Here is a 23332-nt window from a genome sequence, read left to right as displayed (position 1 = left end):
TAGTATAATAGTAGAAAATAGAAAAGTCTGTGATGATAAAACTCCAGACTTTTTTCTTGCAAAAGGAGACAAGATGGCTAAAACAAGATTATTTGTGATTCGTCATGGGAGAACCATGTTTAATACCATCGGCCGAGCTCAAGGCTGGTCCGATACGCCCTTGACAGCAGAAGGAGAACGAGGGATTCAGGCTCTAGGAATCGGCTTGCGTGAGTCCGGTTTGGAGTTTACTCGAGCTTATTCCAGTGATTCAGGCCGTGCCATTCAGACCATGGGGATCATTCTTGATGAATTGGGCTTGAAAGACCAGATTCCTTATCGCTTTGACAAACGGATCCGCGAGTGGTGTTTTGGTAGCTTTGATGGGGCCTACGGTGGGGAGCTCTTTCACGGTGTCGTGCCGCGTGTACTAGATGTAGAAGATTATAAGACCTTGACCTTGGAAGACTTGGCCAATGGGATTTGCCAAGTAGATACAGCAAATTGGGCTGAACCATGGGAAGTTTTGAAAAGCCGAATCCTAGAAGGTTTTGAATCCATTGCCAAAGAAGTAGAAGAAAATGGTGGAGGCGATGCTTTGGTGGTCAGCCATAGTTGGACCATTCAGACCCTGGTCTGCTTGATCGAAGGAAAACCAAATCTTAATCTGCCTCTTTCAAACGGTAGTGTTACCCTTGTAGAATATGAAGATGGAGTATTGACGGTTAAGGGGATTGGAGATAGCAGTTACCGTGAGGTCGGTGAAAGCTTGCAAGAATCCTAGTCCGTCCTGAAAGGCTGACCCTTTGGTCATGGCCTTTTCTTTTTCACAAAACTTGTAAGAGCTTTCCTACTTTCTTTTTGTAAAAAATGATATAATGAAAGAGATACATACGGAGGTAATACAATGACAAAAACCAGATTATATATTGCTCGTCATGGAAAAACCATGTTTAATACCATTGGACGGGCACAGGGCTGGTCAGACACTCCGCTGACAGAAGCAGGAGAACGTGGAATTCGAGAATTAGGACTTGGTCTCAAGGAAGCTGGCCTTTCTTTTGAAGAGGCTGTTTCGAGTGATTCTGGACGCACCATTCAAACCATGGGAATTATTCTTCGAGAGCTCGGTCTGACAGGGAAAATCCCTTATCGTTATGACAAACGGATCCGCGAGTGGTGTTTTGGTAGTTTTGATGGTGCTTATGATGGCGATCTCTTCATGGGGGTCTTACCCCGTGTCTTTAAGGTCGATGATTTCCATCAGTTGAGTCTGATGGAGTTAGCAGAAGGAATCGTCGAGGTGGATACCACTGGTTGGGCTGAATCCTGGGGAACCTTGAGTAGTCGGATCAAAGAAGGATTTGAAGCCGTCGCAAAAGAGATCGAAGCAGCTGGTGGTGGCAATGCTATTGTAGTCAGCCATGGCATGACCATTACGACCTTGATTTATCTCATCGATCCTAAGGCTGTCGACGAATTGGTTTTGGACAACGGAAGCGTAACGGTTTTGTCTTATGAAGATGGCGCCTTTCATATTGAAAAGATTGGGGATCTATCTTATCGTAAGGTTGGAGCAAAACTCCTAGAGGATGGTCATGACGAATAAGTATAGACGCGCACGAAAAAAACGTAAGAAATGGTGGCCTTACCTATTGAGTTTCTTTCTTCTTGTGGTCCTTGGATCGGGAATTGGTGCTTACTTAGCGAAGCCAAGCTTGTTTTCAGGGCTTCAGTTTTGGAAGTATAAAAAAACAGCTGTAACGACTCCCTCTTCTTCTAAGAAAAAGGAAGAAAAATCAGATTTACCAGCCGTTTCGACAAAAGACTGGCAGTTGATCTTGGTCAATCGTGACAATGTGAAGCCTGAGCTGAACCCACAATTGACAGATGTGGATGCTATCAAAGTGGATAGTCGGATTGTAGAACCAACTCGTCAATTTTTAGAAGCGGCTCGAAAAATTGCCCCAGAAGAAACCTTGATATCAGGCTATCGAAGCGTGGCCGAACAAACAGAGCTCTATAATGAGCGTGTTGCGCAACTAGAGGCTAGTGGTCTTTCGCACGAAGAAGCTGAAAAGCAGGTGCAGACCCAGGTACAGGTCCCTGGTGCGAGTGAACACCAGACGGGGCTTGCGATTGATATGAGTGTCGAAGCTGGTCAAAGTGATGAGTTGGGCATGCAGCTGGCTGCCATCGCACCGCAATATGGCTTTGTCCTTCGCTACCCAGATGGAAAGAGCAACATCACGGGGGTGAATTTTGAGAATTGGCATTTCCGTTATGTTGGCGTAGAAAATGCCCAGTATATGGCCAAGCATCAGCTAGTATTGGAAGAATATATTCAACTATTGAAAAAGGCTGGAAATAGGAGGGGATTCACTTCTCTAGGTCTTAAGAATGATTTTTAGCACTCTTGAAAAAAGAGTGCTAATTTTTTGGATTTTTCTCTTGACTTTCTTTTGGATGGGTGTATAATAGAATCATGGTTTAGCACTTAAGTGTTTAGAGTGCTAAAAAATGAAAGAGAGGTGAGGTCATGGTTACAGAACGTCAAAATGAGATTCTCAATCTTGTTGTCGATATCTTTACCAAGACCCACGAACCAGTCGGTTCAAAAGCGCTACAAGATGTGATTCAATCCAGTAGCGCGACCATTCGAAACGACATGGCTACCCTCGAAAAACAAGGCTTACTAGAAAAGGCCCACACTTCGAGTGGCCGAATGCCTAGTCGAGCTGGTTTTCAATATTTTGTTCAGAACTCGCTTGATCTAGAGTTAATTGATGAGCAAGATGTCTACCAGGTGGTGAAAGCCTTTGATTTCGAAGCCTTTAAGTTAGACGATATCTTGGATGCTACAGCTAAGTTACTAGCCCAGATGACGGGTTACACCGCAGTGATTCAGGATGTTGAACCGACACGTCAGCGCTTGACTGGTTTTGAGATTGTTCCATTATCCAACCACGATGCCTTAGCGGTTCTGACCTTGGATGAATCAAAGCCTGTCACCGTCCAGTTTGCCATTCCAAAGAATTTCTTAACCAGTGACTTGGAAATCTTCCATCAGCTGGTTCAAGAGCGTTTCATTGGAAATACAGTCTTGGATATTCACTACCGCCTGCGGACAGAGATTCCACAGATTGTACAGCGCTATTTCAAGACGACAGACAATGTGCTGGATCTCTTTGATTACGTCTTCTCGCAACTGTTTCAAGAACTGGTTTTTGTAGAAGGAAAGGTTTCATCATTAACCTACGCCGATCTTCAGACCTATCAGTTCTTAGATAATCCCCAACACGTAGCCTTGGAGTTACGAGGGGGAATGCCAGAAGACCAAATGACCCAGATCCTGGTTGCAGAATCCCAAGAAAAGGCCTTGAAAAATGTGACGGTGATTAGTCACAAGTTCCTAGTGCCTTATCGTGGGATGGCCCTCATGCATGTGATCGGTCCCGTAGAGATGGATTACAGGCGTGTGATTAGCCTGGTCAATGTCATCGGACGGGTACTGGTTATGAAGTTGACGGACTACTACCGTTACCTCAACAGCAACCATTATGAAGTAAATTAAGATCAAATGAAAGGGGTGTATGCCTTGACAGAAGATATCAAAAAAGAAGACGTGAAAGAAGAAGTTGACCAAACAACTGAAGAAGTTGTAGAGGAAAGTAACCAACCTTCTGAGTTAGAAGAAGCACAAGCGCGTGCCGAGGAATTTGAAAACAAATACCTTCGTGCTCATGCAGAAATGCAAAACATTCAGCGCCGTGCCAATGAAGAACGTCAGCAATTACAAAAATACCGTAGCCAAGATTTGGCAAAAGCGATCTTACCATCACTGGACAACCTCGAACGCGCCCTTGCCGTAGAAGGATTGACAGATGATGTGAAGAAGGGCTTGGAAATGGTCCAAGAAAGTTTGGTACATGCTCTGAAAGAAGAAGGAATTGAAGAAATTCCAGCGGACGGAGCCTTTGACCATAACTACCACATGGCCATCCAAACCTTACCTGCAGATGACGAACATCCAGCAGACACTATCGCACAAGTCTTCCAAAAAGGCTACAAACTCCATGACCGCATCCTACGCCCAGCCATGGTAGTGGTTTATAACTAGGCTAGAGAACTTAAAAACCTTGTCCGAAACGACACTAAACTATGAAAGAAAGATTAACATTGGTTTGGCTTTGCCAATAGTGAGCGAAGCGAACCAAAGGCGATACTCTTCGCCGTGGCGGTATCTTCGCAAACTTTGAGACCTTAGGCTCAAAGTTTAGTCAAAGAGATTGACGAAGTCAAGCTCTGACGGCGTCGCCACTTAAGAAGAGTATCAGAAAGAAAAAAAGATAAAAAACAACGAGGAGAAAAACATATGTCAAAAATTATCGGTATTGACTTAGGTACAACAAACTCAGCAGTAGCAGTTCTTGAAGGAACTGAATCAAAAATCATCGCAAACCCAGAAGGTAACCGCACAACTCCATCTGTAGTGTCATTCAAAAACGGTGAAATCATCGTTGGTGACGCTGCAAAACGTCAAGCAGTAACAAACCCAGATACAGTGATTTCTATCAAATCTAAGATGGGTACTTCTGAAAAAGTTTCTGCAAATGGTAAAGAATACACACCACAAGAAATCTCAGCGATGATTCTTCAATACTTGAAAGGTTACGCTGAAGACTACCTTGGTGAAAAAGTAACGAAGGCTGTTATCACAGTTCCAGCTTACTTCAACGATGCTCAACGTCAAGCAACTAAAGACGCTGGTAAAATCGCTGGTCTTGAAGTAGAACGTATCGTCAACGAACCAACAGCAGCAGCCCTTGCTTATGGTTTGGATAAGACTGATAAAGAAGAAAAAATCTTGGTATTCGACCTTGGTGGTGGTACATTCGACGTATCTATCCTTGAATTGGGTGATGGTGTCTTTGATGTATTGGCAACTGCAGGGGATAATAAACTCGGTGGTGACGACTTTGACCAAAAAATCATCGACTACATGGTTGAAGAATTCAAGAAAGAAAATGGTATCGACTTGTCAACAGACAAGATGGCGCTTCAACGTTTGAAAGACGCAGCTGAAAAAGCGAAGAAAGACCTTTCTGGTGTGACTTCAACTCAAATCAGCTTGCCGTTCATCACTGCAGGAGCTGCTGGACCTCTTCACTTGGAAATGACTTTGACTCGTGCGAAATTCGACGATTTGACTCGTGATCTTGTAGAACGTACAAAAACTCCAGTTCGTCAAGCCCTTTCAGATGCAGGTTTGAGCTTGTCAGATATCGACGAAGTCATCCTTGTCGGTGGTTCAACTCGTATTCCTGCCGTTGTAGAAGCTGTTAAAGCTGAAACTGGTAAAGAACCAAACAAATCAGTGAACCCTGACGAAGTTGTGGCTATGGGTGCTGCGATCCAAGGTGGTGTGATCACTGGTGACGTCAAAGACGTTGTCCTTCTTGACGTAACTCCATTGTCACTTGGTATCGAAACAATGGGTGGAGTCTTCACAAAACTCATCGACCGCAACACTACAATTCCAACTTCTAAATCACAAGTCTTCTCAACTGCAGCAGATAACCAACCAGCCGTTGATATCCACGTTCTTCAAGGGGAACGCCCAATGGCAGCAGATAACAAGACTCTTGGACGCTTCCAATTGACTGATATCCCAGCTGCACCTCGTGGTATCCCACAAATCGAAGTTACATTTGACATCGACAAGAACGGTATCGTATCTGTTAAAGCGAAAGATCTTGGAACTCAAAAAGAACAAACAATCGTTATCCAATCAAACTCAGGTTTGACAGATGAAGAAATCGACCGCATGATGAAAGATGCAGAAGCTAACGCTGAAGCAGATAAGAAACGTAAAGAAGAAGTTGACCTTCGTAACGAAGTAGACCAAGCTATCTTTGCGACTGAAAAAACCATCAAAGAAACTGAAGGCAAAGGCTTCGATGCAGAACGTGACGCAGCTCAAGCAGGACTTGATGATCTTAAGAAAGCTCAAGAATCAGGTAACCTTGAAGAAATGAAAGCAAAACTTGAAGCCTTGAACGAAAAAGCACAAGCATTGGCTGTTAAACTTTACGAACAAGCTGCAGCAGCACAACAAGCACAAGCAGGAGCTGAAGGAGCACAAGCATCAGGCAACGCAGGCGATGACGTCGTAGACGGAGAGTTTACTGAAAAGTAAGATGCAAAGCCCGTTAAAACCTCACAGTGAAAATAGGAAATCTGACGCAGGAACTTTAGTTTCTAGGAAGATTTATCTTTTTCACCAAGAGGTTAGGGCGTGCTCAATTCAGCTTAACAACTAAATGATAAAAAGAAATCCAGAGGTTGCAACCCAGCCTCTGTTTTTCGGTAAAATAGAGGATGTTGCCTATGAAAAAAGTACTTTGTTTGATTTATCCTAATTTTTCTCTTTATGAGATAACTGCTTTAACGAGTACTTTAGCTCTGTCTTTTGACGTCACGATTGATTATGTCGCTTCAGATCATTCGATGGTGGTCTCTGAGGATGGCTTGCTCTGTCAACCGACCAAAACACTGGATCAAATCTGTATAGAAGAGTATTCTTGTGTGATTTTGCCAGGAATGGTCAATATAGGGCCTGCCTTACAGGATGAGAAATTGATTTCGTTCTTGAAGGACCTTGGTGAGCAAGATATCCTCATTGCAGCCATTTCTTCAGCGCCTCTTTTATTAGCGAAAGCAGGTTTGCTGAACGATACGAAATTTACAGGTGGAATTTGGCAAAACTTCTTTGATTATTTTGAATTTCTTCCACGTGAGAATTTCCAACCGAAAGTGGTTGTGCAAGATAAACAGATCATTACGGCTATCGGTTTTGCCCATCAAGAGTTTGCAAGAAAAGTGATTCTAAGTTTAGGCTTGGCAGAGAATACGGACAACTATTTTAAAGAACGAAACGACTACTCAGAAGAGGATTTGATATTTACTCTATCAGACCAAGAGTTTGATCAAGTGAAGCGAAGTATAGAAAACACCCTCTAAAGATGTACATGAAAATTATAGAAAGGAACAAAGAGTGTTCGTAACTGAACACGGGTTCCATAAATTCTTACTCAAAATGAAAGAAAGGAATTGAACCCGACCTAAATCGTGGTTTGATTCACAACATCAATAGAAAGGAACAAAGAGTGTTCGGGGAATTGAACCCGAGCGGAAAGCTTGGAAATTGGATAAACCGCCTAAGAAATCAGGATTTCTTGTCGGTTTCCTAAATTTCAGTCGCTTTCTGTTCGCTCTTAGTATCTTGTATGAACAATACTGAATTTTATGACCGTTTGGGCGTTTCAAAGAATGCATCTCAAGATGAGATCAAGAAAGCCTATCGGAAATTATCTAAAAAATATCACCCAGATATCAACAAGGAGCCTGGTGCTGAGGAAAAGTACAAGGAAGTTCAAGAAGCTTATGAGACTTTGAGTGACGAGCAAAAACGGGCTGCTTATGACCAATATGGTGCTGCGGGTGCCAATGGTGGCTTCGGTGGCGGAGCAGGTGGTTTTGGTGGCTTTGATGGTGCTGGTTTTGGTGGCTTTGAAGATATCTTCTCTAGCTTCTTTGGTGGTGGTGCAAGTCGTAATCCAAATGCACCTCGTCAAGGGGATGACCTCCAATACCGCGTCAATCTCAAGTTTGAAGAAGCGATTTTTGGTGCGGAAAAAGAAGTCAAGTACCATCGGGAAGCTAGTTGTCATACCTGTCATGGTTCTGGGGCTAAGCCAGGGACTAGTCCGGTGACCTGTGGACGCTGTCATGGTTCTGGAGTCATCAATGTGGATACGCAGACCCCTCTTGGGATGATGCGCCGTCAAGTGACCTGTGATGTCTGTCATGGTCGTGGTCAAGAAATCAAAGATCCATGTACGACTTGTCGTGGAACAGGTCATGAAAGACAAGCTCATAGCGTGAATGTCAAGATTCCTGCCGGAGTTGAAACGGGTCAACAAATCCGCTTAGCTGGTCAAGGGGAAGCTGGCTTTAACGGTGGACCTTATGGTGACTTGTATGTTGTTGTCAATGTTGAGCCGAGCGATCGCTTCGAACGAGATGGCTCAACCATCTACTACAAGTTAGACTTGAACTTTGTCCAAGCGGCTCTTGGAGATACGGTCCATGTGCCAACTGTTCACGGAGATGTCGATTTGGTCATTCCTGAAGGAACCCAAACCGGTAAGAAATTCCGCCTCCGTGGAAAAGGAGCTCCAAGCTTACGTGGTGGTGCTATGGGGGATCAATATGTATCTGTCAATGTCGTCACCCCAACTGGTTTAAATGACAAGCAAAAAGAAGCCCTTCAAGCCTTTGCGGAAGCAAGTGATTTGAAGGTTAACCCAAAGAAAAAAGGGTTCTTTGACAAGGTCAAAGATGCTTTAGATGATTTATAAGAATGAACGAGTTTCCTTTTGAGTAAGGAGCTCGTTTTATTTTGGATCGAATCCAAGAACTTCCTCTCCTAATTAAAGAATAATGAGAACCCTCATTGAATTTATTAAGATATCGTGGTAAATTGAAGAAAACGATTACAAAGACAATTTAGGAGGTCCTGATGAAATCACATCAACCACGTTATGCGATTCGCAAGTACGCAGTAGGGGCGGCTTCGGTGCTCATAGGATTTTTTGCTGGTGCTCATGTTGTAGCTGCAGATACGCCGACGACTACTGAAAGTCCTGCAACGACAGTTCCAACTCAGCCAAGCGAAGGCAAGGCGACGCTCTCCCCCAATGAGGAAGCTTCTCAGCCAACAGTAGAAAAACCAACGGCTCCTGCCCCAATCGTCGATCAAAGTCAACCGACACTGCCTGATCGAGAATTGCGGGTATCAGATCTTGACCGTTTGATTCGCGAAGAAGCAAGCTCTGTCGCAGAGTCGGATATGGCAGCTCAACCAGCGACAGCAGCGACGGAAACGCCTGCTAAAGATCCTGCCCAAGAAGAAAAATTAGCCAAGAAAAAGATTGTATCGATCGATGCCGGTCGCAAGTACTTCTCACCAGACCAAATCAAGGAAATCATTGATGAAGCAAGTAAAACTGGCTATACAGACTTGCATCTTCTAGTCGGAAATGACGGCTTGCGCTTTGTGTTGGATGATATGTCTTTGAAAGTGGGAGATACTTCTTATTCTAGCCAAGCCGTGACGGATGCGGTTGAAAAAGGAACGAAAGCTTATTACGATGATCCGAACGGGACAGCTTTGACCCAGGCTCAAATGGATGATATTTTGGCCTACGCCAAATCGAAGAAAGTAGGTGTCATCCCAACCATTAATAGTCCAGGTCACATGGATGCGATTCTGACAGCCATGGAACAATTGGGGATCGAAAATCCTCACTTTAATTACTTTGGCACTAAAAAATCAGCTCGGACAGTTGATTTGGACAACCAAAAAGCCTTAGACTTTACCAAAGCTTTGGTAGACAAGTATGCGGCTTATTTCAGTGGCAAGACAGACATCTTTAACATCGGCTTGGACGAATATGCCAATGATGCTACAGATGCCCATGGTTGGCAGGTTCTCCAAGCTAGCAAGCATTGGCCAGGTGAAGGCTATCCAGAAAAAGGCTATGAAAAATTCATCCAATACGCCAATGATCTAGCAGCCATTGTGAAAAAACACAAGATGAAACCAATGGCCTTTAATGACGGAATCTACTACAATGGCGATACTTCCTATGGCACTTTTGACAAGGATATCATTGTGTCCTACTGGACAGGTGGCTGGAACGGCTATGATGTCGCTTCTTCAAAACTCTTGTCTGAACTAGGTCATCAGATTCTTAATACCAATGATGCCTGGTATTATGTGCTTGGACGGGACAAGGCTGGATCTGGTTGGTACAACCTGGATCAAGGTCTCGAAGGAATTTCCAAGTCAGCGATTGATGTGGTTCAAAAAAATGATGGGGCTAAGGTGCCCTTTATCGGTGGCATGGTAGCTGCCTGGGCAGATACGCCATCCGCAACCTACAAAAAAGACCTTCTCTTTAAGCTCATGCATGCCTTCGCGGACAAGAATGCGGACTACTTTGTAGCAGATCCTGAAGTTGTCGAAAAAGCTCTTTCAGAAGCTCCAACTGATTTGGATCACTATACACCGGAATCTCTAGTAGCCTTTGCGGCAGCTAAAAAAGCATTAGAAGGGGCAGGAACAGACACGACTCGAGCAGAGGCCAAAACCTTGATCGACAATCTTAAAGCAGCTCAAGATGCTTTGGTGTATACGGAAAGCTACGCGAAAGAAGTTGCAGCAAAAGAAGCAGCGGAAAAACTCGCCATGAAGAAGGTCATCTCGATCGATGCAGGCCGCAAATACTTCTCACTGGATCAGTTGAAACGGATCGTAGATAAGGCCAGTGAGCTGGGTTATTCTGACTTGCACCTCCTTGTCGGAAACGATGGTATGCGCTTCGTACTCGATGATATGACGGTGGAAGCCAATGGCAAAACCTATGCCAGTGACGATGTGAAAAAGGCCATTTTAGAAGGCACCAAGGCCTATTACGATGATCCAAATGGTCAAGCTTTGACCCAAGCAGAAATGGATGAACTCCATGCTTATGCGACTGCTAAAGGAATCGGCTTGATTGCTGCAGTCAATAGTCCTGGCCACATGGATGCTTTGTTGGTGGCTATGGAAAAATTGGGCATTGAAAATCCACAAGCAAGCTTTGATACGGTTTCAAAAACAACCATGGATTTGACCAATGAAGCAGCAGTCAACTTTACCAAAGCCTTGATTGGCAAGTATATGGACTACTTCAAAGACAAGTCTAAGATCTTTAACTACGGAACAGATGAATATGCCAATGACGCTACCAGTGCGCAAGGCTGGTACTACCTCAAGTGGTATGACCTCTATGGTAAATTTGCGGAGTATTCCAATAGTCTTGCAGCTATGGCGCGTGAAAAAGGCTTGCAGCCAATGGCCTTTAACGATGGCTTCTATTATGGAGATGAAGATGATGTTGCCTTTGACAAGGACGTCTTGATTTCCTACTGGTCTAAAGGATGGTGGGGCTATAACCTCGCATCTCCACAGTATTTGGCAGATAAGGGGTATAAATTCCTCAATACCAACGGAGACTGGTACTATGTTTTGGGAAGAACACCTGAAACGGGTGGTGGTTATATTGAAAAAGCGATTGCCAATGCAGCTGCTACCCCATTTAGACAACTCCCAAGTACAACATATCCAGAAACATCTTTGCCGATGGTCGGTAGCATGGTAGCTGTTTGGTGTGATACCCCAAGTGAAGAATACATCGAAAAAAATGTCTTTGATCTCATGGAAGCTTTTGCCAACCACAACAAGGACTATTTCAAGGCGGACTTCACTGCTCTTAGAAAAGCAGTTGCTACGGTGCCAACAGATCTAGACATATACACACCAGAATCTCGCGCAGCCCTTGCGAGAGTCTTAGATAGCTTGAATTGGAATGTGAGTCGTGCTCATCAAGATCAGGTGGATCAAGAAGTGGCTGCTCTGACCCAAGCCCTTGCAGGGCTCAAGCCAATTACACAAGTGGGTAGCTTGGCTGAAAATGACGTCAAAGCCCTAGTGGAAGACAAACCAAGTCTTGAAATCGTAGAAAAAGAACTTGATTTTGACCTTGTGGAACGGACCAATCCAGATCTCGCTAAAGGAGAACGCAGAGTAATCCAGGCTGGGGTTAAAGGGCAAGGTCTTGAGTATGTAGAGGTTTCGGCACTTGATCAAAGTCGAAAAGTGATCGCTACAGAAGTTGCCACAGAGCCTGTTGCAGAAATTGTTGAAGTCGGTACCAAAGAAGTCGTGATCCCAACAAGCCCTTCAGTAGAAGCACCAGTGAAGTCAGATGTGCTTGTAAACAAAGTGGTTCCAGATCCTTCAACGCCTCAAGTGATCGCGAAGGATCAACCAGTAGCACCAGTAAATATCCCAACGACAATTCCAGCAGCTGTGGAAAAAGAGGTTCGTTCAGAAACAGTATCTTCTAACAAGCAACTTCCAGAAACAGGAGTGGAATCTGCACTTGGACTCGCTTTACTAGGAGCGATCTTAGGAGCAGCAGGAATGGACTTGAAAAATAAAAAAAGAGACTGAGACCTAGTTGACTTGTAACAGGTCGAAGTTAGGAGAGTGGGACAGAAATCGGTCATTCGTTAGAATTCGATTTCGTCGTCCCACCTCCGCACAGTTGAGTAGGGCTGTAAAAGCTGATGAAATCAGCGTAGTAGAGCCCACTCAACCACTGCGTCTTGCTCGACAATCCAAAAATAATTGAGAGGCTAGGACTTTTGTCCCAGCCTCTTTTTGTGCTTGCAAAACTGTACCCGGACAGTTTGGTTTTTTCACTCTTGTAACCCCTTCTATATCTTGCTAAAATAAAACCATGACACGATACAAAGCAACCATTTCATATGACGGGACCTTGTTTGCAGGGTTTCAACGCCAACCGCATGCCCGTAGTGTGCAAGAGGAAATCGAGAAGACCTTGACGCGTCTCAATCAAGGAAATCCTGTGACCATCCATGGAGCGGGGCGAACGGATTCCGGTGTCCATGCTCTTGGGCAGGTGATTCATTTTGATCTCCCTCAAGCGCGGGACGAGGAAAAGCTTCGCTTTGCCCTCGATACCCAAACCCCAGAGGATATTGATTTCATCCGAGTAGAGCAAGTAGCAGATGACTTTCACTCACGCTACAAGAAGCACAGCAAGACCTATGAATTCATCGTGGATTATGGTCGTCCCAAGAACCCCATGATGCGCCACTATGCCACCCACTATCCTTATTCTTTGGATGTGGAAAAGATGCAAGCAGCCATCCAAAAGTTGGAGGGAACCCATGATTTCACCGGCTTTACAGCTTCGGGAACCAGTGTGGAAGACAAGGTTCGTACGATTACAGAGGCTCGCTTGGTCGAGGATGCAGAGCATCATCGCCTTGTCTTTACCTTTTCGGGCAATGGTTTTCTCTACAAGCAAATCCGCAATATGGTGGGAACTTTGTTGAAGATTGGAAATGATCGGATGCCGATCGAGCAGATCGATCTAATTTTAGAAAAGAAGGACCGCAATCTAGCAGGTCCTACAGCAGCGCCAAATGGCTTATATTTAAAGGAGATCCGTTATGAGTAATGAATTGATTCTAGCTATTTCAGGAAATGATATTTTTAGTGGGGGAGGTCTTCACGCAGACCTTGCAACCTATACGACCAACAAACAGCATGGTTTTGTAGCGGTGACTTGTTTGACCGCTATGACGGAGCACGGTTTTGAAGTGATTCCGGTGGATCCGACGACCTTTGCGCAGCAGCTCAACTCTCTCAAGGATGTTCCTTTCTCTGCTATTAAACTCGGTCTTTTGCCAAATGTTGAAGTGGCAGACTTGGCCTTGGACTATGTAAAAGCCCATGCGGAGATCCCTGTGGTACTAGATCCTGTCTTGGTCTGCAAGGAAAGCCATGATGTAGAAGTTTCAGCTCTTCGAGACGAATTGATTAAGTTCTTCCCTTATGTGACGATCATCACGCCGAACTTGCCAGAAGCTGAGATCTTGACCCAAAGCAAGATTCAATCGCTCGACGATATGAAGGCAGCAGCGCGCAAGCTCCACGAATTAGGAGCAGCGAATGTCGTGGTCAAAGGAGGCAATCGTCTCAATAAAGAAAAGGCCATCGATGTCTTTTATGATGGGACAGACTTCACCATCATTGAAGAGCCGGTCTTAGAAAAGAACAATACAGGAGCTGGTTGTACCTTTGCGTCTAGCATTTCCAGCCAGTTGGTGCAAGGGAAATCTCCACTTGAAGCTGTTAAAGCCTCTAAAGACTTTGTTTTCCAAGCGATTCAACATTCAGACCAGTATGGAGTAGTACAATATGACATCTAATCGAACTCAACTCATTGCCCGCCTTTCCATTTTGACAGCCTTGACAGTTGTACTTGGCTACTATACAAAACTTCCAACTCCTACAGGGATCGTCACCCTGCTAGATCTTGGTGCCTATTTCACAGCCTTCTATTTTGGGCGCAAGGAGGGTGCTATTGTAGGTGGTGTCGGAGCCTTCCTACTCGATCTGATTTCAGGCTATCCTCAGTGGATGTTCTTTAGCCTCCTCTTTCACGGGGGACAAGGCTATTTCGCTGGCTTCAAGGGCAAAGCTCGTTACTTAGGCTTGCTCCTTGCGACAGTCGTGATGGTAGGCGGTTACGCACTAGCTTCTGCCCTCTTTTTAGGCAATGGTTGGGGAGCTGCTATCTCGGACATTCCGAATAACCTCGCTCAGAATTTTGTTGGAATGGCTTTAGGCTATGTGGTCTATTATGCATTTCAAAAGAAAGGAAGCTAATTCATGGATCTGGAGCAACTGAAGAAGGATACAAAAGAAATCCTGGTAGATGTCTTGGAAAAAAGCCGTCTCCGCCAAGGACAGATTCTAGTCCTCGGGATGTCTTCAAGTGAAGTTGCAGGAGGGCAAATTGGAAAAGCCTCCAACATCGATATTGCCGAAGCTATTGTCCAGATCTTGCTAGATGAGTTGAATCCAAGAGGGATTTATCTGGCAGTGCAAGGATGTGAGCATCTCAATCGCGCCTTGGTGGTCGAAAGAGAATTGGCAGATAAAAAGGAGTTAGAAATCGTCAATGTCCTTCCGAGTCTCCATGCAGGAGGGGCCGGACAACTCGCAGCTTTCAAGTATTTTAAGGATCCTGTGGAAGTGGAATTCATCACAGCTCAAGCAGGGTTAGACATCGGAGATACCTCGGTGGGTATGCACGTCAAACACGTGCAAGTTCCAATTCGCCCTATCTTGCGTGAACTAGGTGGAGCCCATGTCACGGCCCTCGCCAGTCGGCCAAAATTGATCGGTGGCGCCCGTGCTCTTTACCTCGATGATCCCATCCGAAAATCATAATCAGAACTAGCTTTTAAGGGCTAGTTTTTTTGGATGAAAAGAGAGGCAAAAACGTTTTAAAACTTGCAATTTCAAAGTTTTGTGGTAAAATTATAAGGAATGACTATATTATTTTAAGGAGAGACAGAATGTCTGTATCATTTGAAAACAAAGAAACTAACCACGGTGTATTGACTTTCACAATCAGCCAAGAGCAAATCAAACCTGCTTTGGACCGTGTGTTTGAGTCAGTTAAGAAAACTTTGAACGTACCTGGATTCCGTAAAGGTCATATTCCACGTCCAATCTTCAACCAACGTTTTGGTGAAGAAGCTCTTTACCAAGATGCTTTGAACGATCTTCTTCCAGCAGCATATGAAGCAGCTGTTAAAGAAGCTGGAATCGAAGTTGTAGCACAACCAACTTTCGATGTTGTATCTATGGAAAAAGGTCAAGACTGGACATTGACAGCAGCTGTTGTAACAAAACCTGAAGTAAAATTGGGTGCTTACAAAGACCTTGAAGTATCAGTAGAAGTTTCTAAAGAAGTAACAGACGCTGATGTGGATGCTCGTATCGAACGCGAACGCAACAACTTGGCTGAATTGGTTGTTAAAGAAGGTGCTGCAGCAGAAGGTGACACAGTTGTGATCGACTTCGTAGGTTCTATCGACGGTGTTGAATTCGACGGTGGTAAAGGTGATAACTTCTCACTTGGACTTGGTTCAGGTCAATTCATCCCAGGTTTCGAAGACCAATTGGTTGGACACTCTGCTGGTGAAACAGTTGATGTGATCGTAACATTCCCAGAAGACTACCAAGCAGCTGACCTTGCAGGTAAAGAAGCGAAATTCGTGACAACTATCCACGAAGTAAAAGCAAAAGAAGTACCAGCTCTTGACGATGAATTGGCAAAAGACATCGACGAAGAAGTTGAAACTCTTGACGAATTGAAAGAAAAATACCGCAAAGAATTGGCAGCAGCTAAAGAAGAAGCATACAACGATGCAGTAGAAGCAGCAGCAATCGATCTTGCCGTTGAAAACGCTGAAATCGTTGACCTTCCAGAAGAAATGATCCACGAAGAAGTACACCGTTCAATCAACGAGTTCCTTGGAAACATGCAACGTCAAGGAATCTCACCTGAAATGTACTTCCAAATCACTGGAACAACTCAAGAAGATCTTCACAAACAATACGAAGCAGAAGCTGAAAGCCGTACGAAGACAAACCTTGTGGTTGAAGCAGTAGCCAAAGCAGAAGGTTTCGAAGCAACTGAAGAAGAAATCAACGCTGAAATCGAACAATTGGCAGCAGATTACAACATGCCAGTTGAACAAGTTCGCAACCTTCTTTCACCAGAAATGTTGAAACATGACATCACAGTGAAGAAAGCAGTGAACGTGATCACAAGCACAGCAAAAGTAAAATAATTGAGATAAAAAAGAAGAGCCGTGAGGCTCTTCTTTTTTTGATTTCATGGAGAATCCTGGAATTTTCCTTTGACGAAAGGGGAAATTTATCGTACAATAGAGTGTAACGATAAAATGCGTGATAGATTTAGTGACGAGAAGTTTTCAATCTATCATTGAGGATAGGATGAGGTTTAAGACCGGATCCTTCTCCATTTAGGAAATGAAACATAAGGAGATTTACCCTTGGAATTAGAAGTATTTGCTGGACAAGAAAAAAGTGAACTTTCTATGATTGAAGTGGCGCGTGCGATTTTGGAATTACGCGGACGTGACCATGAAATGTACTTTAGCGATCTTGTAAATGAAATTCAAAATTACCTTGAAAAATCAAACAGCGAGATCCGTGAAGCTCTTCCATTGTTCTATACAGAATTGAATGTAGATGGAAGCTTTATCCCACTTGGAGATAACAAATGGGGTCTTCGTTCATGGTATGCCATCGATGAAGTTGACGAAGAAATCATCGCTCTTGAAGAAACAGACGAAGATGAAACTCCTAAGAAACGGAAGAAAAAACGTGTCAATGCCTTCATGGATGGAGACGAAGATGCGATCGACTACAACGACGACGATCCAGAAGACGAAGAAGTTTACGAAGCAGATCCAGCTCTTTCATATGATGAAGAAAATCCAGATGATGAAAAGAGTGAAGTCGAAGCTTACGATGCTGAAATCAATGAAATCGTACCAGATGATTTGGGTGAGGAAGTTGAATTAAGCGAAGAAGACGACGAAGAAGAGGATTCTGAAGACGAGGAAGAAGAATAATTCATACGAAACAAGGAAATTGTTCCTTGTTTTTTTATTGAAGACGAAGTTTTCCCAGAAACTTTCCTTAGATGAGTACGGACGTCAGCGAACTTCTACGAAGTTCCATGACTTAGTTTTGAACCTAAGCTTTCAAAACTCCCGAGTGCCTGAAACAAAAACGTTTCAGGCACTTTTCTCACGGCGGAAAGTTTCAGAATATCCTTTGATTTTTTAAAAGTAGAGGATGGTTTGCAAGTAATTTATTGACTTATATGTCAATAAAAATAGTTTATCTATCTTCTGAAAAAAACAACTTGTTCCTTGTTTCTTTTTTTGCATTGAAAAAAGTGGCGAAATGGCGTATGATAAACGTGTAAGGATTCCCAAGTAGGAGGTGTTCCAGATGGACTTTCGTTTAGATCAAAGTTTAGTAGCTCTTGGTATTGATACAGTTGTGGTCGGAATTGCTAGAAATGTGGATCCTCAAGCAGTTTTGCCCCCTTCTTTTCTTGAAAAGAAGAAAGAGCTTGAACAATGGGCGCTTCAGTGTCAGACAGAAGAAGTAGTGGCATCTCCTGTCATCAAAGGGTATACAGACCTCTTGCAAAAAGTAGGGCGTAGCATCAAGAAAAATCCCCCAACGGTCCTAGCTCTCATCCGAAATATCCAGCATCGAGGAGCTCTTCCTCAGATCAATAGCATCATCGATATCTATAATGTCGAATCTCTGAAGTCTTTTCTCGCGATCGGAGGACATGACCTAGATAAGATTGAGGGACCGATTGAATTTACAGTGAGTCAAAGAGACGATCTCTTTCTCCCTATCCTTTCTAGTGAAAAACATGTCGCACCGACAGATCCTGTCTACCGGGATCAAAAAGGAGTTCTGGCTTGGTTGGATGTACGCGATAGTGACCATTACAAATTTGAGGAAACTACGCAAAACGCCCTATTTGTCATCCAAGGAAATACCGAGACGTCAGTCGAGATTCGTTTAGAAGCGCTAGAACGAATCCACAAGGACCTTGCTCTTTGCATGCCTCAGCTTCAATTTGAGAAATTTCTCGCCACACAAAATGGAGTGGAAAAGGTCGTGTAAATAGCGAACATCATTTTCATGAAATTTTCAATTTGACAAAGTAGATCATTTGCGGTAAGATATTGTTCGGGCACCTCATTTTGAGGTCGGAGCTCCCTAAGGATTAGGGGGCTATTTTTGTTTTTTCTGCAAAGAGGAATGGCCTCTACAACATTAGAAGAAGAGGAAAGCACATGTCAACAAAATATATTTTTGTCACGGGTGGTGTTGTATCATCCATCGGAAAAGGGATTGTCGCAGCAAGTCTTGGTCGCTTGCTCAAAAATCGTGGATTGAAAGTGACGATCCAAAAATTTGACCCTTATATCAATATTGACCCAGGGACGATGAGCCCATACCAACACGGGGAAGTATTTGTCACAGACGATGGCGCAGAGACAGACTTGGACCTTGGTCACTATGAACGCTTCATTGATATCAATCTGAATAAGTACTCAAATGTGACGACAGGGAAAATTTATAGCGAAGTCCTTCGCAAGGAACGTCGCGGAGAATACTTGGGCGCGACTGTACAGGTTATTCCTCATATTACAGATGCCTTGAAAGAAAAGATCAAACGAGCAGCGACGACGACGGATTCAGATGTCATCATCACAGAAGTCGGAGGAACAGTTGGAGATATTGAGTCCCTTCCATTCCTTGAAGCTCTTCGTCAAATGAAGGCAGATGTCGGTGCTGAAAATGTTATGTATATCCACACCACCCTTCTTCCTTACTTGAAAGCTGCGGGAGAAATGAAAACCAAGCCGACGCAACACTCTGTGAAAGAACTTCGTGGTCTTGGGATTCAACCAAATATGTTGGTCATCCGTACAGAAAAGCCAGCTGGTCAAGGAATTAAGAACAAGTTGGCTCAATTCTGTGATGTTGCACCAGAAGCTGTCATCGAGTCACTTGATGTGGAGCACTTGTACCAAATCCCATTGAACTTGCAAGCACAAAATATGGACCAAATCGTTTGTGACCATTTGAAATTGGATGTTCCTGCAGCAGATATGACAGAATGGTCTGCGATGGTCGACAAGGTCATGAACCTCAAGAAGCAGGTCAAGATTTCCTTGGTTGGAAAATACGTAGAATTGCAAGATGCCTACATTTCTGTCGTTGAGACCTTGAAGCACTCAGGGTACGCCAACGATGCAGAAGTCAAGATTAATTGGGTCAATGCCAATGATGTGACTGCTGATAACGTGGCAGAACTCCTTGGAGATGCGGATGGAATCATCGTCCCAGGTGGTTTTGGTCAACGGGGAACAGAAGGAAAAATTCAAGCCATCAAGTATGCGCGTGAACAGGACGTCCCAATGTTGGGTGTCTGCTTGGGTATGCAGTTAACCTGTATCGAATTTGCCCGTCACGTTTTAGGCTTGGAAGGGGCCAATTCATCCGAATTGGATCCAGAAACCAAGTATCCAATTATCGATATCATGCGAGACCAAATCGATGTGGAAGACATGGGAGGAACGCTCCGTCTCGGTCTTTACCCATCTAAACTCAAACGAGGATCAAAAGCAGCTGCTGCCTATGACAATCAAGAAGTGGTGCAACGTCGCCACCGTCACCGTTATGAGTTTAACAATGCTTTCCGTGAACAGTTCGAAGAAGCAGGATTTGTCTTCTCAGGCGTTTCACCAGACAACCGTTTGGTCGAAATCGTTGAAATCCCAGAAAACAAATTCTTTGTTGCTTGCCAATACCACCCAGAATTGTCAAGTCGTCCAAACCGACCAGAAGGACTTTACACAGCCTTTATCACAGCGGCAGTTGAAAACCACGATAGTAAATAAAAATCAAGGCTGGGCAATAAGTGTCCAGCCTTTGGACTATAATAGTAATAACTACATGACGCAGTGGTTGATTGGCATCTTTGTTCGCTTTTCAAGCTCCAAAGATGACCTAATGAGGGAAACAAAGTTTCCTTTATCCGCAACCTTCAACAGTCTCCCAGACTGTTGAAGCTATGCGGGGGTGGGAAGATTGAAAAGGTTTGGGGAACCTTTTCAACTTTTTAATTAGTCGGAGTTCTTTCCCACTCCCTTTTGTGAAAAAATGACAAACTCTGAAAAAAGTTTGAAAAAAATCTTGACAAAAAAGTCGTTGATTGATATACTAGTAAGGTACTCAATCGCGGGGATGGCGGAATTGGCAGACGCGCAGGACTAAGGATCCTGTGACCGCTTTAGGTCGTGAGGGTTCAAGTCCCTCTCTCCGCATCAGATCAAGATAGCTTCGGCTATCTTTTTTTGTTTTCAAATCTCTTTGTGGTAGAATAGGTGTGAGATGAGGTGAGAACATGAAGAAGAAGTATCTGGTTTTGGTCGATGGTCTCTTTGCACTATTGGGAAGTGCCATTAATTTTTTCGGTCCTATCCTGATTTTAGCGATGGGGATGGGCGCATACAAATATACCTTTAGATACTTTATCGCCTTAAACATATGGAATGTTTTCATTTTTCTAATTGCGATGGCGTCTCAGTATCTGCTCAGAGATGAAAAAAGAATCAAAAAATGGATTCTTCATCTTTTTCTGATAGCAGGCAGTATACTCTTTCTTGCGTCAATCCTTGCAGTGTGTGAGAATATTCCCTTTCTTGAGGGAGTGCTAAACGGACTTCTTGGAAAAATATTTACCGACAGTCAGTTATTTGCTGCTTATTTCTATTCTCAATGGGTTGTAGCAGTACTCCATGTGATTTGCGGGATCGCCTTTCTCCTTTCACTAAAAAATTTTAAAGAAGAGAATTGAGAGTGGGACAGAAATCGGTAATTCGTTAGAATTCGATTTCGACGTCCCACCTCCGCACAGTTGAGTAGGGCTGTAAAAGCTGATGAAATCAGCGTAGTAGAGCCCACTCAACCACTGCGTCTTGCTCGACAATCCAAAAATAATTGAGAGGCTAGGACTTTTGTCCCACTCTCTTTTCCTTATTTGCTAGGATGAGAGTCTTAGGAGGTAGGAGATTCCGTCCTATTTATCGGAAGAAATCGCTTAAAGCTACAGGAAAAGCTAGCAATTTCATCTAAAAAGTGATAAAATAAACAATGTAAGTGGGATTAACCCCACAAAAATTTATAGGAGGCCTATAACAAATGGCAATCGTTTCAGCAGAAAAATTTGTCCAAGCAGCTCGTGACAATGGTTATGCAGTTGGTGGATTTAACACAAACAACCTTGAGTGGACTCAAGCTATCTTGCGTGCAGCAGAAGCTAAGAAAGCTCCAGTACTTATCCAAACTTCTATGGGTGCTGCTAAATACATGGGTGGTTACAAAGTATGTAAAGCCCTTATTGAAAACCTTGTAGAATCAATGGGTATTACTGTACCAGTTGCTATTCACCTTGACCATGGTCACTACGACGATGCTCTTGAATGTATCGAAGCTGGTTACACTTCAATCATGTTTGACGGTTCACACCTTCCAGTTGAAGAAAACCTTAAATTGGCGAAAGATGTCGTTGAAAAAGCTCATGCTAAAGGTATCTCAGTAGAAGCTGAAGTTGGTACTATCGGTGGTGAAGAAGACGGTATCATCGGTGACGGTGAATTGGCACCAATCGAAGACGCTAAAGCAATGGTTGCTACAGGAATCGACTTCTTGGCTGCAGGTATTGGTAACATCCACGGTCCTTACCCAGCAAACTGGAAAGGTCTTCACCTTGACCACTTGCAAAAATTGACTGAAGCTGTTCCAGGATTCCCAATCGTATTGCACGGTGGATCAGGTATCCCTGATGATCAAATCCAAGCAGCTATCAAACTTGGTGTTGCAAAAGTTAACGTGAACACTGAATGCCAAATCGCATTTGCAAATGCTACTCGTCAATTCGTACGTGAATACGATGCAAACGAAGCAGAATACGACAAGAAGAAACTCTTCGACCCACGTAAATTCTTGAAACCAGGTTTCGAAGCAATTACTGCAGCTGTTGAAGAACGTATCGACGTATTCGGTTCAGAAGGCAAAGCTTAATTAAAAACAGGAAAGCAAGGTCCCATGTGGATCTTGTTTTTTTGTATGGGAAAGGTTGCTTCCGGGATTTAATTTTTGTACAATATGGCTATGAAAAAATTCAAACTGTGGAGCTGGATCGTTTGTGGCTTTCTCCTGCTCTTTTTAGGTGCTACATTTGTTTTTCATCAATTCAGTTTACGAAATGAAAGTAAGCTTCTCACACCCATTGGTAAACAAGTTACAGTCAATGGACATCGAATGAATGTCTCTGTGAAAGGAGAAGGACCTGAAACAATCGTTTTTCTTTCAGGTGCTGGTATCGCCTCTCCTATTTTAGACTTTAAGAATCTATCAGATTCCCTATCCAAAAAATACAAAGTTGTTGTCGTGGAGCGAGCCGGATATGGTTTTAGCGAAGATAGTGATCGTTCAAGAGATGTGATGGAGGTCCTTTCTGAGACCCGTCAAGCTTTGGCGCAAGCTCATGTTTCAGGTCCTTATGTGATTATTTCGCATTCAATGGCTAGTTTAGAGAGTCTTGCTTGGCAAGAGAAATATCCAAATGAAGTGAAGGCTTTGATTGGCCTGGATTGGGCCTTACCAGCGAGCTATGAAGATTTAAAGGATAATCAGGCCTTGCTTACTGTGGCTTATTGGAGCAGTAAGATTGGCTTATTACGCTATTTCCCTGAGTCCTTTTATATAAAAAATCCAATTCTGACTGAAACTGAACGACAACAATATAAATTACTAGCATATAAGCAGTTGATGTCACAAGCCATGCTTCATGAATCCCGTTTGGCAAAGGAAAATGCCAAGAAAGTTCCATCTAGCATTAATCCGAAAATTCCAGCCTTACTCCTGGTTTCTAACGGTGAAGGCACGACCTTTAGCCAATCAGAGTGGCAACGTTATGCAGAGAGATTTGCAAGCGACCAGTCTAATGTTCAAGTCGACTATATGGATGCGCCTCACGACCTCTATCATTATCAAAGCGATGCTATTGTTTCTCGTATTAAAGAATTTTTAGAGAATAATTGAGGGCTTAAAAATCCATTGAGACTGATGATAATAATTAAATGCTGAAGGATTAACAGTAGAATCGTTATTTTTCTCGATTAAAAAAATTCTTTTTCTTAACAATAAGCCTGCCCC

At 43.5% G+C, this 23332-nt stretch carries 20 protein-coding genes and 1 tRNA gene; all 21 read left to right on the top strand.

Features of this window, described 5'->3' with window-relative positions:
- Window positions 1-73 precede the first annotated feature (73 nt).
- The 21 genes from O3605_RS07425 to O3605_RS07325 all read left to right on the top strand — a co-directional run bounded on the left by O3605_RS07425 (window position 74) and on the right by O3605_RS07325 (window position 23218).
- Window positions 74-763, top strand: a complete 690-nt coding sequence (locus O3605_RS07425) for a histidine phosphatase family protein (RefSeq protein ID WP_371585733.1) — start codon at window positions 74-76, stop codon at window positions 761-763.
- Between the two features lie 123 nt (window positions 764-886).
- Window positions 887-1588 (top strand): histidine phosphatase family protein, encoded by a 702-nt coding sequence (locus tag O3605_RS07420; RefSeq protein WP_049507316.1) that lies wholly within the window; start codon window positions 887-889, stop codon window positions 1586-1588.
- On the top strand, window positions 1578-2390 hold the full coding sequence (locus O3605_RS07415) for a M15 family metallopeptidase (protein WP_371585731.1): 813 nt from the start codon (window positions 1578-1580) through the stop codon (window positions 2388-2390). Before O3605_RS07420 ends, O3605_RS07415 begins: the two co-directional genes overlap by 11 nt.
- Window positions 2391-2518: 128 nt before the next feature.
- On the top strand, window positions 2519-3553 hold the full coding sequence (gene hrcA / locus O3605_RS07410) for a heat-inducible transcriptional repressor HrcA (protein ID WP_371585730.1): 1035 nt from the start codon (window positions 2519-2521) through the stop codon (window positions 3551-3553).
- Window positions 3554-3577: 24 nt separating this feature from the next.
- The gene (gene grpE / locus O3605_RS07405; protein WP_045768727.1) at window positions 3578-4099 is read left to right on the top strand and encodes a nucleotide exchange factor GrpE; all 522 of its coding nucleotides are present in this window, start codon (window positions 3578-3580) and stop codon (window positions 4097-4099) included.
- 255 nt (window positions 4100-4354) lie between these two features.
- A complete protein-coding gene (gene dnaK, locus O3605_RS07400) occupies window positions 4355-6178 on the top strand; it encodes a molecular chaperone DnaK (RefSeq protein ID WP_021154445.1) in 1824 nt (607 codons plus the stop codon).
- A 191-nt stretch (window positions 6179-6369) separates the two neighbouring features.
- Window positions 6370-7002, top strand: a complete 633-nt coding sequence (locus tag O3605_RS07395; protein WP_021154446.1) for a DJ-1/PfpI family protein — start codon at window positions 6370-6372, stop codon at window positions 7000-7002.
- 266 nt (window positions 7003-7268) lie between these two features.
- Complete coding sequence (dnaJ, locus tag O3605_RS07390; protein WP_021154447.1) at window positions 7269-8402, top strand: molecular chaperone DnaJ; 1134 nt, start codon at window positions 7269-7271, stop codon at window positions 8400-8402.
- A 161-nt stretch (window positions 8403-8563) separates the two neighbouring features.
- The gene (locus O3605_RS07385) at window positions 8564-12103 is read left to right on the top strand and encodes a family 20 glycosylhydrolase (protein WP_371585729.1); all 3540 of its coding nucleotides are present in this window, start codon (window positions 8564-8566) and stop codon (window positions 12101-12103) included.
- A gap of 289 nt (window positions 12104-12392) precedes the next feature.
- The gene (gene truA, locus O3605_RS07380) at window positions 12393-13139 is read left to right on the top strand and encodes a tRNA pseudouridine(38-40) synthase TruA (RefSeq protein ID WP_061591445.1); all 747 of its coding nucleotides are present in this window, start codon (window positions 12393-12395) and stop codon (window positions 13137-13139) included.
- Window positions 13132-13893: a bifunctional hydroxymethylpyrimidine kinase/phosphomethylpyrimidine kinase gene (locus O3605_RS07375; RefSeq protein WP_061591446.1), complete on the top strand. Its 762-nt coding sequence runs from the start codon at window positions 13132-13134 to the stop codon at window positions 13891-13893. The genes truA and O3605_RS07375 overlap by 8 nt, the downstream gene beginning before the upstream one ends.
- A complete protein-coding gene (locus O3605_RS07370) occupies window positions 13883-14353 on the top strand; it encodes an ECF transporter S component (RefSeq protein ID WP_003017988.1) in 471 nt (156 codons plus the stop codon). The genes O3605_RS07375 and O3605_RS07370 overlap by 11 nt, the downstream gene beginning before the upstream one ends.
- Window positions 14354-14356: 3 nt before the next feature.
- Window positions 14357-14920: a TIGR01440 family protein gene (locus O3605_RS07365; protein WP_061591447.1), complete on the top strand. Its 564-nt coding sequence runs from the start codon at window positions 14357-14359 to the stop codon at window positions 14918-14920.
- 128 nt (window positions 14921-15048) lie between these two features.
- Window positions 15049-16332 (top strand): trigger factor, encoded by a 1284-nt coding sequence (gene tig / locus O3605_RS07360; protein WP_003004508.1) that lies wholly within the window; start codon window positions 15049-15051, stop codon window positions 16330-16332.
- A 225-nt stretch (window positions 16333-16557) separates the two neighbouring features.
- The gene (rpoE, locus tag O3605_RS07355; protein WP_003010182.1) at window positions 16558-17142 is read left to right on the top strand and encodes a DNA-directed RNA polymerase subunit delta; all 585 of its coding nucleotides are present in this window, start codon (window positions 16558-16560) and stop codon (window positions 17140-17142) included.
- 385 nt (window positions 17143-17527) lie between these two features.
- On the top strand, window positions 17528-18223 hold the full coding sequence (locus O3605_RS07350; protein ID WP_061591292.1) for a B3/B4 domain-containing protein: 696 nt from the start codon (window positions 17528-17530) through the stop codon (window positions 18221-18223).
- 173 nt (window positions 18224-18396) lie between these two features.
- On the top strand, window positions 18397-20010 hold the full coding sequence (pyrG, locus tag O3605_RS07345; RefSeq protein ID WP_371585724.1) for a CTP synthase: 1614 nt from the start codon (window positions 18397-18399) through the stop codon (window positions 20008-20010).
- A 340-nt stretch (window positions 20011-20350) separates the two neighbouring features.
- A tRNA-Leu gene (locus O3605_RS07340) sits at window positions 20351-20436 on the top strand.
- A gap of 80 nt (window positions 20437-20516) precedes the next feature.
- Window positions 20517-20969 (top strand): hypothetical protein, encoded by a 453-nt coding sequence (locus O3605_RS07335; protein ID WP_061591291.1) that lies wholly within the window; start codon window positions 20517-20519, stop codon window positions 20967-20969.
- A 344-nt stretch (window positions 20970-21313) separates the two neighbouring features.
- Window positions 21314-22195, top strand: coding sequence for a class II fructose-bisphosphate aldolase (locus O3605_RS07330; RefSeq protein WP_003004573.1), 882 nt, complete (start codon window positions 21314-21316; stop codon window positions 22193-22195).
- An 84-nt stretch (window positions 22196-22279) separates the two neighbouring features.
- Window positions 22280-23218 carry an alpha/beta fold hydrolase gene (locus O3605_RS07325; RefSeq protein WP_371585721.1) on the top strand — a complete coding sequence of 313 codons (939 nt, stop codon included), beginning with the start codon at window positions 22280-22282 and terminating at the stop codon, window positions 23216-23218.
- Window positions 23219-23332: the final 114 nt, after the last annotated feature.

The sequence above is a fragment of the Streptococcus sp. 27098_8_99 genome (assembly GCF_041431935.1).
Taxonomy (GTDB): domain Bacteria; phylum Bacillota; class Bacilli; order Lactobacillales; family Streptococcaceae; genus Streptococcus; species Streptococcus parasanguinis_D.
This window is presented reverse-complemented; position numbering and strand designations above follow the sequence as displayed.

Bases quoted from the DNA above. Each gene is read 5' to 3' on its own strand.
- O3605_RS07425 (WP_371585733.1), top strand. From the start codon at position 74: ATGGCTAAAACAAGATTATTTGTGATTCGTCATGGGAGAACCATGTTT.
- O3605_RS07420 (WP_049507316.1), top strand. From the start codon at position 887: ATGACAAAAACCAGATTATATATTGCTCGTCATGGAAAAACCATGTTT.
- O3605_RS07415 (WP_371585731.1), top strand. From the start codon at position 1,578: ATGACGAATAAGTATAGACGCGCACGAAAAAAACGTAAGAAATGGTGG.
- hrcA (WP_371585730.1), top strand. From the start codon at position 2,519: ATGGTTACAGAACGTCAAAATGAGATTCTCAATCTTGTTGTCGATATC.
- dnaK (WP_021154445.1), top strand. From the start codon at position 4,355: ATGTCAAAAATTATCGGTATTGACTTAGGTACAACAAACTCAGCAGTA.
- O3605_RS07395 (WP_021154446.1), top strand. From the start codon at position 6,370: ATGAAAAAAGTACTTTGTTTGATTTATCCTAATTTTTCTCTTTATGAG.
- dnaJ (WP_021154447.1), top strand. From the start codon at position 7,269: ATGAACAATACTGAATTTTATGACCGTTTGGGCGTTTCAAAGAATGCA.
- O3605_RS07385 (WP_371585729.1), top strand. From the start codon at position 8,564: ATGAAATCACATCAACCACGTTATGCGATTCGCAAGTACGCAGTAGGG.
- truA (WP_061591445.1), top strand. From the start codon at position 12,393: ATGACACGATACAAAGCAACCATTTCATATGACGGGACCTTGTTTGCA.
- O3605_RS07375 (WP_061591446.1), top strand. From the start codon at position 13,132: ATGAGTAATGAATTGATTCTAGCTATTTCAGGAAATGATATTTTTAGT.
- O3605_RS07370 (WP_003017988.1), top strand. From the start codon at position 13,883: ATGACATCTAATCGAACTCAACTCATTGCCCGCCTTTCCATTTTGACA.
- O3605_RS07365 (WP_061591447.1), top strand. From the start codon at position 14,357: ATGGATCTGGAGCAACTGAAGAAGGATACAAAAGAAATCCTGGTAGAT.
- tig (WP_003004508.1), top strand. From the start codon at position 15,049: ATGTCTGTATCATTTGAAAACAAAGAAACTAACCACGGTGTATTGACT.
- O3605_RS07350 (WP_061591292.1), top strand. From the start codon at position 17,528: ATGGACTTTCGTTTAGATCAAAGTTTAGTAGCTCTTGGTATTGATACA.
- pyrG (WP_371585724.1), top strand. From the start codon at position 18,397: ATGTCAACAAAATATATTTTTGTCACGGGTGGTGTTGTATCATCCATC.
- O3605_RS07335 (WP_061591291.1), top strand. From the start codon at position 20,517: ATGAAGAAGAAGTATCTGGTTTTGGTCGATGGTCTCTTTGCACTATTG.
- O3605_RS07330 (WP_003004573.1), top strand. From the start codon at position 21,314: ATGGCAATCGTTTCAGCAGAAAAATTTGTCCAAGCAGCTCGTGACAAT.
- O3605_RS07325 (WP_371585721.1), top strand. From the start codon at position 22,280: ATGGCTATGAAAAAATTCAAACTGTGGAGCTGGATCGTTTGTGGCTTT.